Raw genomic sequence first — 14,641 nt, 5'->3', positions numbered from 1 at the left:
GGACGACGTTGCGGGAGGTGGCGCGCTGCGATAGGCAGGCGCGCATGAGCGAGACTTACGATCCCCCGAAAACGCCGCTGGATGTGCTGCACGAGGATGCGCAGCTGATCGTGGTGAACAAACCTTCGGGCCTGTTGTCCGTGCCGGGCCGGGGGGAACATCTGGCCGATTGCCTGCTGACCCGCGTGCAGGCTGCATTTCCGCAGGCGCTGCTGGTGCATCGGCTGGATCGTGACACGTCGGGCGTGATGGTCTTTGCCCAGACGCCTCATGCGCAGCGGGCGCTGGGGATGCAATTCGAAAAGCGCCAGACCAGAAAAACCTACGTCGCCCGTGTCTGGGGGCTGCTGGAGCCGAAAACCGGCACCGTCGATCTGCCGCTGATCGTCGACTGGCCCAACCGCCCGCTGCAGATGGTCTGCCACGATACAGGCAAGCCCGCCGTCACCGACTGGCGCGTGGTAAAATGCGAGGGAGAGACGACACGCGTTCGCCTGTTTCCCAAAACCGGGCGCTCGCACCAATTGCGGGTGCATATGCAGGCACTTGGCCATCCGATCCTTGGCGATCCGTTCTATGCCAGCGGTGCAGCGCGCGAATTTCCCCGCCTGATGCTGCACTCGGAAGAATTGCGGCTGAAACACCCCGAGGGCGGTGTGTCGATGAAGTTCCGCGCTGCCACGGATTTCTGAGCGTCCGTTGACAAATTTCAGGTGTGGTGCGAAGGATGCCTCAGGTTTGGGTCTCCTGCCGCTCGCGGCCTTCGGGCTTTGGTGAAACCCTGTCAATTTTCATCTGTTGCCCCTTTTCCGGCGCGCGGATGGCAATGCGAGCCCCGTCCATTCCATCGCGCCCGTTTCAGGAAACGAGGCAAGTATGACTGTATCTGAAAACATAGCTCCGGTGGAGGAGCTGAAATCGCAGGCCAGACGCCTGCGGGAAAAACTGCGCGCCAGTGGGGTGGAGGTGTCCCACGGCAAGGCGCTGGAACTGATCGCCCATCAGCACGGTGCGCGCGACTGGAACACCCTGCACGCCATGGCAGGAAATCGCATGATCCTGCGTGTTGGCGACCGGGTCGAAGGCCAATACCTTGGTCAGCCCTTTACGGCGGAAATCCGAGGATTGTCGGTCATGGGCGATGGTTCTTATCGCCGGATCACGCTGCACCTCGACGAGGCGGTCGATGTGGTCACATTCGACAGCTTTTCGTCTTTCCGTCAGCGGGTGAACGGTCAGATCGGGTGGGACGGACGCTCGGCCCGGCATACATCGGACGGTCAGCCGCATCTGGTTGTTCGGCCGATTTGATCGCCAGACAATTGGTCTAGCGACTGCCCTGAGCACTCCGGGCAGTCGCCATAGCGTTAGGGTTTCTTAGTATATGCCGATTTGCTTTTAGCCCTATTGGCGTGTGTTCCGGAAAACCGGTGATGCGTCGTTTCGTATCGCGGTCATTGAGGCGAAGGGTGTGTTGGTCTAGCGTAACCCAATACCTTCGTTGCCATAATCAAACTTACGGAAAGGTAACACGCAGCATGATTGCCTACGTCACCGTTGGTGCCGATGACATCGCGCAAGCAAAGCGGTTTTATTCTGCGTTCCTGCCTGCCCTTGATTACGAACTTGAGGAAGGGCCTGAGGGCCTGAGTTACGCGCTGCCCGTCGAACCGGGCCAATCTCCGGTTCTACCGGATTTTTATGTGAAACCTCCGTTCGATGGACGTCCGGCCTCGGTTGGGAATGGTGGTATGGTCGCATTTGAGGCGCGCAGTCAAAAGCAGGTTCGTGATCTTCACGCCGCTGCACTTGCCGCTGGCGGCTTTGATGAGGGCCAGCCGGGGTTCCGTGACTTGTACGGCCCCCAATTCTATGTTGGCTACCTCCGCGATCCTCAAGGCAACAAGATTGCACTGTTTTCCTGCAACCCGGATGAACCCGGACGAGACGGGTAGCGCGGGCTTTACAGACCGTACATTTACGATTTCGGCGAATTAACAGCGCCCAAAGGCGCTCGACAGGATCTCGCCCAGGCTGCTTGCGTCATATTCCGAAAACGCGTCCGGCTGGTTGCTGTCGATGTCGAAGACAGCAATGATCTCGCCCGCGGCATTCCGGACCGGCAGCACCAGTTCCGACCGCGTGGAAGAGGCACAGGCGATATGGCCGGGAAAGGCGTCCACGTCAGGGACCAGCTGCACGGCACCCGTCCGGGCGGCAGCGCCGCATACGCCACGGTCGAATGGAATGACAAGACAGCCGTGGCCACCCTGATAGGGTCCGATTTTCAGCAGGCCGGGTTCGGTCACCCGGTAGAAACCGGTCCAGTCGAAACGGTCATCGGAATGATGCACTTCGCAGGTGATGGTCGCCATCAAGGCGACCTCGTCTGTTTCACCTTCAGTCAAGGCGGCGATGGTTTTGGCGAGTGTGTCGTAGTCGGCGGTCATGTCGGTGTTCTTTTTCGTGCGAAGGTGAGGGGGCTGTCTGCCCCCTCTTGACCCGGGGGTCAATTCACCCCCGAGAATATTTCAGGCAAGAGGAAGTTCAGAGGCGTTCGATTGCGATGGCGGTACCTTCGCCCCCGCCGATGCAGATGGCGGCGACACCTCGTTTAAGATCGCGCTTTTCCAGCGCGTTCAGAAGTGTAACCATGATACGCGCGCCGGATGCACCGATGGGGTGCCCCAGCGCGCAGGCGCCGCCGTTGACGTTCACCTTGTCGCGCGGCAGGTCCATTTCATGCATGAATGCCATCGGAACCACAGCAAAGGCTTCATTGACTTCCCAGAGGTCCACGTCGTCCTTGCTCCAACCGATACGGTTCAAAAGGTTTTGCGCGGCCGGCACAGGGGCGGTGGTGAAAAGGCCCGGTGCCTGCGCGTGGCTGGCGTGGCCAACGATCCGGGCGCGGATGGTGAGCCCTTGGGCCTCAGCCGCTTCGGCAGAGGCCAATACAAGTGCTGCGGCGCCATCGGAGATCGAAGATGCGTTGGCCGCTGTCACGGTTCCGTCCTTACGGAAGGCGGGTTTCAGGGTCGGAATCTTTTCGGGGCGGGCCGATCCGGGTTGTTCATCGGCGTCCTGCGATATCTCGCCTTTTCGGGTTTTAACGGTGATGGGCGTGATTTCACCTTCAAACGCGCCGTTCTTCTGCGCTGCCAGTGCGTTTGACAACGATTGCAGGGCGTATTCGTCCTGTGCTTCGCGGGTGAACTGATAGGCCTGAGCGCAGTCTTCGGCGAAGGTGCCCATCAGGCGGCCTTTGTCATAGGCGTCTTCGAGACCGTCGAGGAACATGTGATCCACCACCTGACCGTGCCCGATACGGGCGCCACCGCGCATTTTGGGCAGCAGATAGGGGGCATTGGTCATGCTCTCCATCCCGCCGGCGACCATGGTGTCGGCATGGCCCAGAGCGATCTGGTCAAAGGCCATCATCGCCGCCTTCATGCCCGATCCGCACATTTTGTTGAGGGTTGTGGCGGGCACCTCTTCGCCAAGGCCGGCCGCGAATCCTGCCTGGCGCGCGGGGGCCTGCCCCTGACCCGCGGGCAGAACGCAGCCCATCAGAACCTCATCAACCGTTTGCGCACCCGCGCCTTCGAGGGCGGCCCGGATGGCAGCTCCTCCAAGATCCGCAGCAGCGACCCCGTCGAACATGCCCTGAAATCCACCCATCGGCGTGCGGGACGCACCGGCGATCACGACCTCTTTCATCTCAACTCCTCCTCTTTCTGAGATGTTGAATACCGAATGGTAAGAATTGCCGTCTAGCGTATTTCTACCAAGAAAACCCATAATCATCGGAGGGCACCGGAAATGAGCCTGACCAGCAGCACAACCGGCGCAATACAGGTTATCACGGTTCGAGCCGACCGGATCGACGCGGCAATGGCGATTCAGTTCAAGGAAGACATGCGCGCCGAAACCGAAGGCAGGATGGAACGGGTGGTGCTGGATCTGTCAGATGTTGAATTCATCGACTCCAGCGGATTGGGCGCGATCGTGGCGTCGATGAAACAACTCGGCGCGGATCGCACACTGGACCTGGCCGGGCTACATCCGGTGGTGGAAAAGGTGTTTCGCCTGACCCGGATGGACACGGTGTTCCGGCTGTTTCCGTCCCTTGGTGATGCGCTGTCCGCGCGTGCCGAGTGACGTTGAACGGGACGTGATCGACATGGATTGGACCGATGATCAGGACCGTCTGGATTTGTCCTTTCCCGCAACCAGGGATCAGGCCAGCGCAGGAATCGCGAGCCTGAGTAAAGGCCTTGCGGCACAAGGGCTACCCGCCGAGAAAGCCGGGGATGTAAGGATCGCGCTTGCCGAGGCCATCAACAACGTGGTTGAGCACGCATATGCGGGCACGGCACCCGCCAACGTTCAGGTGAACTGCCGCTTGCATCGGGATCGGTTGGACATCCTCGTGTCGGATACCGGCAACCCGATGCCCGATTGTCACCCACCGAGCGGGACGCCCGCACAGATCGGGTCGGTTATTCAGGAACTGCCGGAAGGGGGCTTTGGCTGGTTTTTGATCCGGCAATTGACCAGTGAGATTCGGTATGAACGCCGCAACGGGTGTAATCATCTATCTTTGCGGTTTGATCTGCCAAAACCCCGAAAGTACAGCAAATAGCCACAATAACGCCCAGATCGAACCATTGTCCCGCCGCAAACCGGGGCAATAAAAGCAGGGTAGCTCAGTTAGCTTCCCTCGGCGCCGAGCGTCACAGCCCCCACCCAGTGATCGGCGTCGAGGACCTTACCCCAACAGATGACTGGACAACCGGAACAAGCGTTCTAGTGTCGGATTGTCAAAGGGGAGATCACCCAAATGCGAGATTTGCACAGGCCGGGCCGGTCACAGGTTCTGGCAACTGAGGGCATGTGTGCGACGTCACATCCACTGGCGGCGCAAGCAGCGCTGGACATTCTCAAATCGGGCGGGAATGCGATGGATGCAGCCATTGCCGGGGCCGTGTTGCTTGGCATATGCGAACCTCAGATGACCGGTATCGGTGGGGATTGCTTTGTCCTTTACAACCGCGCCGGAGAAAACACGGTTCGCGCGCTGAACGGATCCGGGCGCGCTCCGGCTGCGGCCCGGGCGGACGTTCTGCGTGATCAGGGGGTGCAGAGCATACCACTGGGCAGCCCGGATGCGGTTACGGTGCCCTGCGCCATTGATGCATTCTGTCATTTGTCCGACCGCGAAGGGCGTCTGGGGCTGGATGCCGTGCTGCAGCCCGCCATTCACTATGCCGAAACGGGGGTTCCCGTCGCGCCGCGCGTGGCGTTTGACTGGGCGACCGGCGCTGCAACCCTGAAGGGGGCGGCACGAGATTTCTATTTGATGGGCGGACAGGCCCCTGAAATCGGGCAAATCTTTCGCGCTCCGAAACAGGCAGAGGTTCTGCGCCGGATTGCCAGGCATGGTCGGGATGCGTTTTACAGCGGCGAAATTGCCGACGACATGGTGGCCGCGCTGAACGCGCTTGGCGGTGTTCACAGCGCAGAGGATTTTGCCTCCAACACGTGCACTGAAACCGAACCTTTGAGCGGCGATTACAAAACCGTCGAACTGGTCGAACATCCACCCAACGGTCAGGGTGCCACGGCCATTTTGCTGCTGAACATCCTGAAACACTTCGATCTGGCCGCCATGGATCCGCTGGGGGCCGAGCGCGTGCATATCGAGGCCGAGGCATCAAAACTGGCCTACGATGCGCGCAACAGGTTCATTGCCGATCCCGACCACACCTCGCGAATCGAGCGGTTTCTGGCACCGGAAACCGCCGCGGAACTGGCCGCTTGGATTGATCCTAGCCGTGCAATGCCTGCCGCAGCGCCGCTAACCGAAGCGGTGCACAAAGACACCGTCTATATCACTGTGGTGGATCGGGACCGGATGGCCGTATCTCTGATCTATTCGATCTTCCACAGTTTCGGGTCAGGCATCGCCTCGGAAAAGTTCGGGATATTGCTTCAGAACCGCGGGGCGGGCTTTACGCTGGAGCCGGGTCATCCGAACGAACTGGCGGGCGGGAAAAGACCGATGCACACGATCATTCCCGGGATGCTGCGCGAAGGCGGCAGGGTCACCATGCCGTTTGGTGTGATGGGCGGCGCCTTTCAGCCGACCGGGCATGCGCGATTTGTGTCGAATCTGCTGGATGCCGGGATGGATTTGCAATCAGCCATCGATGCGCCCCGCGCGTTTGCCGATGCAGGAATTTTAAAAGTCGAAAAAGGCTATTCCAAGCAAGTTCTGAGCCAATTATCCGATTTGGGACACACTGTTGAGCAACCGGAAACACCCTTGGGTGGAGCGCAGGCGATCCGGATCAAAGGGGATGGCGTGTTGGAAGGCGGCAGCGATCCCAGAAAGGACGGCTGTGCGTTGGGGTATTAAAGGCGGGATCGCTAAGGATGTCCGCAGATCCAAATTCAGTTCAGGTTAAAATGCAACGGGTATGCGCCGTCCCGAAATGGGCCGAACATGTCTGGAATATCAGGGTGATCCACCGGTTCACCCGTCCTGTCCTCCACAAGATTTTGTTCGGAAACGTAAGCCACGTAATAGGACTGGTCGTTTTCGGCCAGCAGGTGATAGAACGGCTGCTCCTTGACCGGGCGGCTGTCCTCGGGAATGGCCTGATACCATTCTTCGGTATTGGAGAATTGCGGATCCACGTCAAAGACCACCCCTCGGAAAGGGTGTTTCCTGTGACGAACCACCTGACCCAGATGGTACTTTGCTTGCGTCTTCAACATTGTGTGTGCCCCCACACCATTAATACCTGCAACCAGCCCCCCATGTCCAATATTTGATCAGAAATCCAGGGAAACAGACTGTGAACCTTATCCTGACAGTGTTCGAAATCGTGGCGCCTGTGTTCCTGCTGGCCGGGATTGGATTTGCCTGGGTGAAGCTTGGTTTCGAGTATCGGATTCAGTTCGTCACGCGTTTTGCCATGACCCTTGCAGTGCCCAGTCTCATCTTTGTGGCGCTGATGCAAACGGATATCCCGGGCGGTGACCTGTCCAGGTTCACACTGGCAACAATTGGCGCAAATCTGGCGCTAACCGTGGTGTTCTGGCTGTTCGTGCGGCTGACCGGGCTTGAACAGCGCACCTATCTGTCCCCGCTTGTGTTCGGAAATACCGGGAATCTGGGCCTGCCGCTGTGCATTTTCGCGTTTGGACAGGCCGGGTTGGGTTATGCGGTGATCTTTCTGTCCGTCACGGCGCTGTGGTCCTTTACCTACGGCATCTATCTGGTGGCCGGGCGTGGTTCGTTTGGGAAAGTAATACGCGAGCCCATGGTCTGGGCCACATTGCTGGGGGCACTGTTTCTGTGGCGGGATTGGGAAACGCCGCTGTTTCTGACCAATACACTGGAATTGCTGGGCCAGATGGCGGTTCCGATGATGCTGATCACACTTGGCGTGGCCGTCGCGCGCCTGACGACCCGCAAACTGGGCCAGGCCGTGTGGCTGTCGCTGATCAAGGTCGGCATCTGCTTTGTGCTGGGCTGGGCCGTGGCGGATCTGTTCTCTTTGGGAACCATAGCGTTCGGCGTACTGGTCCTGCAGATGTGCACCCCTGTCGCGGTCACGTCCTATCTTCTGGCCGAACGGTTCGGCGCGGATTCGGATGCGGTGGCGGGCATGGTCATGGTGTCGACGATTATGGCTATTGCGACACTCCCCGCTATTCTTGCTATGGTTTTGTAAGGATTATGATTTTCTATCTGCGTAAATTGCGCTAAACTGCCAAAAAAAACAGGCACGAGACAAATGAGCAGATTTATCTATGCACTCCTTGGGGTGTTGCTTGTGGCATCCTGTGGCGGCGGGTCAAAGACTCCGCCCAGCAACCTAAATGATGCCTGCAGCATCGCCCGCGAGCGGCCCGATTACATGAAAGCGTTCAGAAGCACCGAGCGCAAATGGGGCGTTCCGGTTCATGTTCAGATGGCCACGATCTATCAGGAAAGCCGGTATCGCCACAATGCACGCACACCGCACAAATATGTGCTGGGTGTCATCCCGATGGGCCGTCAAAGCAGCGCCTATGGGTTCAGTCAGGCGCTGGATGGCACGTGGGAGCAGTATCAGCGTGAAACCGGCAAACGCCGCGCCAAGCGGGACCGTATCCGGGATGCGTCGGATTTTGTCGGCTGGTACATGAACAAAAGCCATAAGCGAAACGGCATCCATCCCAGCGACACACGCAACCAGTATCTGGCCTATCATGAGGGCCATACCGGCTTTGCGCGTGGCAGCTATAACAGCAAGTCATGGCTGTTGCGGGTGGCAAACGATGTAGACAGCCGCGCCCAACTGTATCAGGCGCAGCTGGCAAGCTGCAGGTATTAAGACTGTCAGGGTGTCTCAGCGATTGTCCGAGACACCCGGTTCGCCATCCACAAAGAGGTTCTGGTTCAGGCTGTTGCCCTTGGTCAGCGGCCCCAGCAGCACTGTGGTCTGGGACCCAGCGCTGTCATGTACCACCCATTTGCGCAGTTCCACCGGATCGCCGGTGAACATCAGTTCAATCTTGCCATATTCCGGGTTTTTAGGATCCTGCGCGGTCACAACCGTTGCGGTGCCGTCAAAGTCGTGCCCGACCACCATATTGGCCTGACCCAGATCCACCGAACGCGCCAGAACGATAGATAGGGGCGTCCGGCTGAGCGGGTATTGCTCAGGCGGCTGGTTGGATTTGGGATCGTGGATGATCACCGTTCCACCCTTGGCCACCACCACGGCCTGTTGCGGAGGGTCGTATTCGAACCGCATCCGTCCGGGACGTTGCAGCCACAGTTTTCCCGTGCTGAGCGATCCGTCGTCATTGACCTGCGTGAACGAGGTCTGAACCGTCGACAGGCTGTTCAGGTACGCGGAAATTTCCGAAAGCGGCAGCTTGTCGGCCGCCCATGCGGCGGGCGCTGCCAGAGAAAGGACAAGGGCAAAGGCAATCTGTTTCATGAGAAACCAGATAGGCACTCTGCCCCCGTTTGAAAATGCCTTACTGTTCGGGCACCAGAATTTCGCGCTTGCCGACGTGGTTGGCCGGCGAAACTACGCCTTCGTCTTCCATCTGTTCGACCAGACGCGCGGCCTTGTTATAGCCGATGGCAAGCTTGCGCTGGATGTACGAGGTTGAACACTTGCGGTCCTTGATCACGATGGCCACCGCCTGATCATAAAGCGCGTCTTCGCCATTGGTGTTGCCGCCCGTATTCAGGCCCAGAACGGCGTCGATATTGTCAGCCTTTTCTTCGGCTGGCCCATCGACCACCCCACCCACATAATCTGGCGGGCCGTATTGTTTCAGATGGTTGACGACCTCTTCCACCTCTTCATCCGAGACAAACGGGCCGTGACAACGGGTGATTTTGGCGCCACCCGCCATATAGAGCATGTCACCCTGCCCCAGCAGTTGCTCGGCTCCCATCTCGCCCAGAATGGTGCGGCTGTCGACCTTGGACGTGACCTGGAACGAAATCCGTGTGGGGAAGTTCGCCTTGATCGTGCCGGTGATCACGTCAACCGACGGGCGCTGCGTGGCCATGATCAGGTGAATGCCCGAAGCACGCGCCATCTGCGCCAGACGCTGGATGCAGGCCTCGATCTCTTTGCCCGCGACCATCATGAGGTCCGCCATCTCGTCGACGATAACGACGATATAGGGCATGGCCTTGGGCTCGAACTCATCCGTCTCGAACACCGGTTCTCCAGTTTCATCGTCAAAGCCGGTCTGAACCGTGCGGCTGAACATCTCACCCTTGGACAGCGCGTCTTTCACCCGGCCGTTGTAACCGGCGATGTTGCGGACGCCCATCTTGGACATCTTGCGATAGCGGTCCTCCATCTCGCCCACGACCCATTTCAGCGCGACGACCGCCTTTTTCGGATCGGTCACAACAGGCGAGAGCAGATGCGGGATGCCGTCGTAAACGGAAAGCTCCAGCATCTTGGGGTCGATCATGATCAGGCGGCATTCGTCCGGTGTCAGCTTGTAAAGCAGGGACAGGATCATGGTGTTGATCGCCACCGACTTACCCGAACCGGTGGTACCGGCGATCAGAAGGTGAGGCATCTTGGCCAGGTTTGCCACGACCGAGTCGCCGCCGATATCCTTGCCCAGCGCCAACGGCAGCGACTGATTGCCGTCGCCAAAGTCACGGCTGGCCAGAATCTCGCGCAGCACGACCATTTCGCGGTTTTCGTTCGGCAGTTCGATACCGATGACCGAGCGGCCCGGCAGAGTGGAGACCCGTGCCGACAAAGCGGACATCGACCGGGCGATATCATCGGCCAGACCGATCACGCGGCTGGCTTTCAGACCCGGAGCCGGTTCCAGTTCATACATGGTGACAACCGGACCGGGGCGCACACTGACAATCTCGCCCTTGACGCCATAGTCATCCAGCACGTTTTCCAACATCCGCGCGTTTTCTTCCAGCGCCTCATCGCTGAGGTGGTGGCGTTGGATGCCTGCCGGATTGGACAACAGGCCCAGAGGAGGCAGTTCGAAATCGGAATGCTGTTCTTCGAAAGACAGCGCCGGCTGCGCCTCTGCCTGCGCGCGGCGCGACGGCAGAACATTCCGGCGAATGGGCTGAGCCACGACAGGTTTGCGCGGCTCGGCCACGGGGATTTTCATCGTCGGTTTGGCTTGCGGCGCGGGCTGCGGTGCGTCTTCGAACACCTCTTCTTCGTCGTAGTCGGCTTCCGGCTGATAAGGCTGGGCGTATTCCGGCTGTTCGTCATAGTCAGGCGTCGCGGACTCGTACCGGTCTTGCATCGGATCAGCGGTCAGTACAGGTTCAGGCGGCAATCCGGCCGATGTCAGCGGCGGTTCAGGCGGCAGGTCATCCGCAAGCGCGGCGTTCAGAATCAGCGGGTCCGGCCCCCTGCCCCGCCCCTTCGTCAGCGGACGGTTGGGATCGGGTTCGGGCGCCATCTCGCCCGCGGCCACTTTGCGATTGCGCACAGCCGCGGAAATCTTTGAGCGGATGCGATCCTCGCCCGGCATTTCGTCATAGCCATGCACGGGTTCTGGATCGACCAGTTCCGGCTCGGGCATCGGTTCCGGGCGGCGGATCAGGGCGGGCATGCGGGCCAGCAGGCCGGTTTTGGGTGCGGGTTCCGGCGTCTCGATCATCGGTTCTTCGAAAACGGGTTCATCGGCATAAGCCAGTTCGTCATCGAATACGGCCTCGGCGGCCTCTGGTCGCATCGCCCTGCGTTCGGCCCATTGTGCACGACGGTCACGTGCGGCCTGCGCGGTGGCAGATGCCCCGCGCCCCAGCAGGTTCATCAGCATGTCATAGGACATCACCAGTCCCAGCAGGAAGGCACGGAAACCACGCTGCACGTCGGTTTTGGTGAACCCCAGCACAAACACACCCAGCGCCAGCATGCCCAGAGCCATGGCCAGAGACATCAGTTTAACCATGAAATGCGAGGAAATTGGCAATAACGTCAGCAGCGCACCCATCACCGTGTCGCCAAACAGACCGCCCAGACCAAAACTGTGAGTCGCCCGCCACGCGTCACCGGGAACAAGCGTTGCCGCATAGACCGAGACAACGGCGATCCAGATCGGCGCAAAAATCAGGCGGGCGATGGCGCGTTCTTCACCAAAATGCCCGGCAAAACGTACGCCCCAGCCAATGAGGACCAGCGCGATGCCCCAGCTGCCCCAGCCCACGATCATGAACAGCGGCGCCGCGATCGAAGCGCCGATCCGGCCCATCCAGTTCTGTACCGGTGCATCGGTCGAAACCATCCAGTTCGGATCGTCTGGCGTGTAGGACCAGATCATCGCCGCAGCGGCAAGACCAAGCAGGATCAGACCGATACCGATCAGTTCCTTGCTGCGCCGTTCGATGGCCGCCTGTGTGCTGCTGTCAAGCAAAGGATCGCGGTTGCGCGCGTTCAATGATGCCATTTTGCCCTCGTACCTCACGAATAGATGCAGTCGCGGAGCGTGATCAGCCCGCGCTTCATCTCTGTTTTTGGGGCCACCATGGCGACCCTGATAAATTGTTCGCCCGGGTTTTGCCCCGGATCGCCCTGAGAAAGATATGCGCCCGGCAGAACACGGACACCGGTTTCCTGCCACAGCTTCAACGCGGTTTCCTCGCCGTTATCCACCGGCAGCCACAGGAAAAACCCGGCCTCGGGCGGCATATAGCCCTGAACGCCTGCAAACACCTCATCTGCGATGGTGTATTTTTCCTGATAAAGCGCGCGGTTTTCGGCGACATGTTCTTCGTCCGCCCAGACCCGGGCCGCGGCAGCTTGCAACGGCGCAGGCAGCGGAGCGCCTGAATAGGCCCGCAGCTGTTTGACCCGCCTGATCGTCTCGGGGCCACCTGCAATCAGGCCCGAGCGCAGACCGGCAAGGTTCGACCGTTTCGAAAGCGAGTTGAACAGGGTGATCCGTTCGGGATCCGCACCCAATTCCTGCGCGACGGTCAGAACACCTGTGGGGGCCTCGTCGCGGTAAATCTCGGAATAGCACTCATCCGCGAAGATGCGGAAATTGTACTTTTCTGCCAGCCGGATCAGGTCGGCCCAGTATTCACGCGACGCAACCGCGCCCTGCGGGTTCGCGGGCGAGCAGATATAGGCCACTGCTGTGCGGTTCAGCACATCCTCGGGCAAGCTGGCATAATCGGGCAGGTGCCCCGTTGCGGCAGTGGCCGACACGAAATACGGCTGCGCCCCGACCGAGATCGAAGCGACCATGTAGACCTGATAAAACGGGTTCGGGCACAGGATAATCGGCTGCTGTCCGTTTTTCTGTTCAGGGCACAGCGCCATTGCGGCGTTATACAAGCCCTCACGCGTACCGTTCAGCGCCATGACGTTGGTTTCGGGGTCCAGTGCGACACCGTACCTGCGCTTGATCCAGTCAGTGATTGCGCCACGTAGATCGGCTGAACCTTCGTTCGGCGGATATCCCTGAAAATCAGCGGCATTTTCCATGATGACATCCGTCACCCAGCCCGGAAAATCGTGCATGGGTGTCCCAATCGTCATATGCACGACCTCGCCGCCCGGCTGATGGTGATCCAGCAGGGCGCGCAGACGCGGAAATGCATAAGCCGGTAGGTTCGAAAACCGCTCGGGGAAAGTCATAACTACTGCCTCAATACCGGGGTCATTTTCGCCCCGTTTTTTAGCAGATTACAGCCAGTGCCGACTTTCGTCCAGACAAAGAGGTTCCGAATCAGGGGATTGTGGCATTCAGGCCAGTGCTTTTTCTGCAGCCGCCCCGACACGCAACAAGGCCTCTTCAGACCCCGGATAACCCAGCATCATCAGCCCGCAGCCCGGTGTTGAAGTCGGCAGAGTCAGCGCCGCCAGCCCCATCAGGTTGCCGATACGCGTATTGCGCAGCGCCAGCAGATTCTCGGTCACATAGTAGTCGTGATCTGTCATCAGCCGGTCCAGATTCGGTGGCATGATCGGTGCGGTTGGGGCCAGTACCGCATCAAACCCCGCAGTAGCGGCATCCCACGCGCCACGGCAAGCCTTAAGCTTGGACCAAGCGGCCACATAGTCAGGGCCGGAAACGTCTTTGCCTGCGCGGAACCGTTCGAGTATCTCGGGATACATCGCGTCGGGGTTTGCCTCGATCACATCGCCCCACAATCCGTAGGCTTCGGTCGTGTAAAGCGTGCCTGAAAGCCCCATGGCTTCGTTCAGTTCGGGCACCTCGAGCGGCACGATCTCGGCGCCGGCTTCCCGCAAGCGCTGCAAGGCTTCGTCATAGGCCTTACCGGGTGCGTCGCGCAGGTCGTCTTTGGCCACATTCTGCAAATCGGCGAACCGGCGACCTTTCAGCGTTGCACCACGCAGATCAGCGGGGGCGCCGCCCTCCAGCAGTGCCAGCATCTGGGCTGCGTCCTCGACCGACCGGGCCAGTGGACCAACCGTGTCGAACCGCAGGCAGAGGGGTACGACCCCTTCAAGACTTATACGTCCGGCGGTGGTTTTCAGGCCGACCAGATCGTTCCAGGCCGACGGAATGCGCACCGACCCGCCGGTGTCGGACCCGATGCCACAGGCCGCCAGCCCCCAGGCCACCGATGCCGCTGCACCCGAGGATGAGCCGCCGGGTACCGCTGCTTCGTCATTGATACAAGGCGGAGTGTTAGTGATGGGGTTCAGGCCCAGCCCGGAAAAGGCCAGTTCGCTCATGTGGGTTTTGCCCAGACAGACGGTGCCCATTTCCGTCGCGTTACGGACCACCACGGCATCCGCTTCGGGCACGCGGTCTTTCAGCAGGGCCGAACCGGATTCGGTTGCGATTCCGGCGGTATCGAACAGGTCTTTCCAGCTGATCGGAACGCCGTCCAGCAGAGAACGGCGTAGGCCCAGCTCGGCCCGCTTTTGTGCGGCACGGGCTTCGGCGCGAGCGCGGTCATGGGTGACGCGGGCATAGATGCGGTCACGATGCGGATGCGCGTCAATTGCCGCAAGATAGGTTTCAGTCAGTTCGACCGGATCGATCTGGCCCATACCGATGCCGCGGCCCAGATCGCATGCTGTCATCGTCAACCAGTCCTGCATCACACCCTCCCCCGAATTTGCAGTTTCGGAGACGG

General features: G+C 59.8%; 15 protein-coding genes. 8 read left to right on the top strand and 7 right to left on the bottom strand.

Translation table 11 applies throughout. The features are described 5' to 3' along the window. The first annotated feature begins 44 nt into the window (after window positions 1-44). The 3 genes from ACR0NW_RS19945 (at window position 45) to ACR0NW_RS19935 (ending at window position 1,955) form a co-directional block, all read left to right on the top strand. A complete protein-coding gene (locus tag ACR0NW_RS19945) occupies window positions 45-692 on the top strand; it encodes an RluA family pseudouridine synthase (protein ID WP_480452344.1) in 648 nt (215 codons plus the stop codon). Window positions 693-876: 184 nt separating this feature from the next. Continuing rightward, window positions 877-1,311, top strand: coding sequence for a glyoxalase superfamily protein (locus tag ACR0NW_RS19940; RefSeq protein WP_480452343.1), 435 nt, complete (start codon window positions 877-879; stop codon window positions 1,309-1,311). Window positions 1,312-1,538: 227 nt separating this feature from the next. After that, a complete protein-coding gene (locus ACR0NW_RS19935; protein ID WP_170655977.1) occupies window positions 1,539-1,955 on the top strand; it encodes a VOC family protein in 417 nt (138 codons plus the stop codon). 39 nt (window positions 1,956-1,994) lie between these two features. Here the strand turns inward: ACR0NW_RS19935 and ACR0NW_RS19930 are convergent, their stop codons facing one another. Together ACR0NW_RS19930 and ACR0NW_RS19925 are read right to left on the bottom strand one after the other, a co-directional pair. Next, a complete protein-coding gene (locus ACR0NW_RS19930; protein WP_170655979.1) occupies window positions 1,995-2,450 on the bottom strand; it encodes a GAF domain-containing protein in 456 nt (151 codons plus the stop codon). Between the two features lie 97 nt (window positions 2,451-2,547). Then, entirely contained in the window at window positions 2,548-3,720 is a 1,173-nt protein-coding gene (locus tag ACR0NW_RS19925; RefSeq protein ID WP_480452341.1) for a thiolase family protein, read from the bottom strand. Window positions 3,721-3,822: 102 nt separating this feature from the next. Between ACR0NW_RS19925 and ACR0NW_RS19920 the strand changes: the two genes are divergently transcribed. From ACR0NW_RS19920 to ACR0NW_RS19910, 3 genes are all read left to right on the top strand, one after another. Continuing rightward, window positions 3,823-4,161 carry an STAS domain-containing protein gene (locus tag ACR0NW_RS19920; RefSeq protein ID WP_480452340.1) on the top strand — a complete coding sequence of 113 codons (339 nt, stop codon included), beginning with the start codon at window positions 3,823-3,825 and terminating at the stop codon, window positions 4,159-4,161. After that, a complete protein-coding gene (locus ACR0NW_RS19915; protein WP_480452339.1) occupies window positions 4,151-4,645 on the top strand; it encodes an ATP-binding protein in 495 nt (164 codons plus the stop codon). Before ACR0NW_RS19920 ends, ACR0NW_RS19915 begins: the two co-directional genes overlap by 11 nt. A 198-nt stretch (window positions 4,646-4,843) precedes the next feature. After that, entirely contained in the window at window positions 4,844-6,421 is a 1,578-nt protein-coding gene (locus ACR0NW_RS19910; RefSeq protein ID WP_480452337.1) for a gamma-glutamyltransferase family protein, read from the top strand. Between the two features lie 35 nt (window positions 6,422-6,456). Here ACR0NW_RS19910 and hspQ read toward each other — a convergent pair whose 3' ends face one another. Beyond that, entirely contained in the window at window positions 6,457-6,783 is a 327-nt protein-coding gene (gene hspQ / locus ACR0NW_RS19905) for a heat shock protein HspQ (RefSeq protein ID WP_170655988.1), read from the bottom strand. A gap of 80 nt (window positions 6,784-6,863) precedes the next feature. On the opposite strand from hspQ, the gene ACR0NW_RS19900 reads away from it, so the two are divergent. Both ACR0NW_RS19900 and ACR0NW_RS19895 read left to right on the top strand, forming a co-directional pair. Next, a complete protein-coding gene (locus tag ACR0NW_RS19900) occupies window positions 6,864-7,745 on the top strand; it encodes an AEC family transporter (RefSeq protein WP_480452335.1) in 882 nt (293 codons plus the stop codon). 63 nt (window positions 7,746-7,808) lie between these two features. Then, window positions 7,809-8,390 (top strand): transglycosylase SLT domain-containing protein, encoded by a 582-nt coding sequence (locus tag ACR0NW_RS19895; protein WP_170655992.1) that lies wholly within the window; start codon window positions 7,809-7,811, stop codon window positions 8,388-8,390. Window positions 8,391-8,405: 15 nt separating this feature from the next. On the opposite strand, the gene ACR0NW_RS19890 is transcribed toward ACR0NW_RS19895, so the two are convergent. From ACR0NW_RS19890 to ACR0NW_RS19875, 4 genes are all read right to left on the bottom strand, one after another. Next, a complete protein-coding gene (locus ACR0NW_RS19890) occupies window positions 8,406-9,002 on the bottom strand; it encodes an outer membrane lipoprotein carrier protein LolA (RefSeq protein WP_170655994.1) in 597 nt (198 codons plus the stop codon). Between the two features lie 40 nt (window positions 9,003-9,042). Continuing rightward, the gene (locus tag ACR0NW_RS19885; protein WP_480452334.1) at window positions 9,043-11,973 is read right to left on the bottom strand and encodes a DNA translocase FtsK; all 2,931 of its coding nucleotides are present in this window, start codon (window positions 11,971-11,973) and stop codon (window positions 9,043-9,045) included. 14 nt (window positions 11,974-11,987) lie between these two features. Continuing rightward, window positions 11,988-13,169: an aminotransferase class I/II-fold pyridoxal phosphate-dependent enzyme gene (locus ACR0NW_RS19880; RefSeq protein ID WP_480452332.1), complete on the bottom strand. Its 1,182-nt coding sequence runs from the start codon at window positions 13,167-13,169 to the stop codon at window positions 11,988-11,990. 108 nt (window positions 13,170-13,277) lie between these two features. After that, entirely contained in the window at window positions 13,278-14,606 is a 1,329-nt protein-coding gene (locus tag ACR0NW_RS19875; RefSeq protein WP_480452331.1) for an amidase, read from the bottom strand. Between the last annotated feature and the right edge of the window lie 35 nt (window positions 14,607-14,641).

This window comes from Ruegeria sp. CF5 (assembly GCF_056537325.1).
Note: the sequence above shows the minus strand (reverse complement) of the source record. Positions and strands in the feature narration are given on the sequence as shown.

Coding starts and splice junctions, on each gene's coding strand:
- ACR0NW_RS19945 (WP_480452344.1), top strand. CDS start 45: ATGAGCGAGACTTACGATCCCCCGAAAACGCCGCTGGATGTGCTGCAC.
- ACR0NW_RS19940 (WP_480452343.1), top strand. CDS start 877: ATGACTGTATCTGAAAACATAGCTCCGGTGGAGGAGCTGAAATCGCAG.
- ACR0NW_RS19935 (WP_170655977.1), top strand. CDS start 1,539: ATGATTGCCTACGTCACCGTTGGTGCCGATGACATCGCGCAAGCAAAG.
- ACR0NW_RS19930 (WP_170655979.1), bottom strand. CDS start 2,450: ATGACCGCCGACTACGACACACTCGCCAAAACCATCGCCGCCTTGACT.
- ACR0NW_RS19925 (WP_480452341.1), bottom strand. CDS start 3,720: ATGAAAGAGGTCGTGATCGCCGGTGCGTCCCGCACGCCGATGGGTGGA.
- ACR0NW_RS19920 (WP_480452340.1), top strand. CDS start 3,823: ATGAGCCTGACCAGCAGCACAACCGGCGCAATACAGGTTATCACGGTT.
- ACR0NW_RS19910 (WP_480452337.1), top strand. CDS start 4,844: ATGCGAGATTTGCACAGGCCGGGCCGGTCACAGGTTCTGGCAACTGAG.
- hspQ (WP_170655988.1), bottom strand. CDS start 6,783: ATGTTGAAGACGCAAGCAAAGTACCATCTGGGTCAGGTGGTTCGTCAC.
- ACR0NW_RS19895 (WP_170655992.1), top strand. CDS start 7,809: ATGAGCAGATTTATCTATGCACTCCTTGGGGTGTTGCTTGTGGCATCC.
- ACR0NW_RS19890 (WP_170655994.1), bottom strand. CDS start 9,002: ATGAAACAGATTGCCTTTGCCCTTGTCCTTTCTCTGGCAGCGCCCGCC.
- ACR0NW_RS19885 (WP_480452334.1), bottom strand. CDS start 11,973: ATGGCATCATTGAACGCGCGCAACCGCGATCCTTTGCTTGACAGCAGC.
- ACR0NW_RS19880 (WP_480452332.1), bottom strand. CDS start 13,169: ATGACTTTCCCCGAGCGGTTTTCGAACCTACCGGCTTATGCATTTCCG.
- ACR0NW_RS19875 (WP_480452331.1), bottom strand. CDS start 14,606: ATGCAGGACTGGTTGACGATGACAGCATGCGATCTGGGCCGCGGCATC.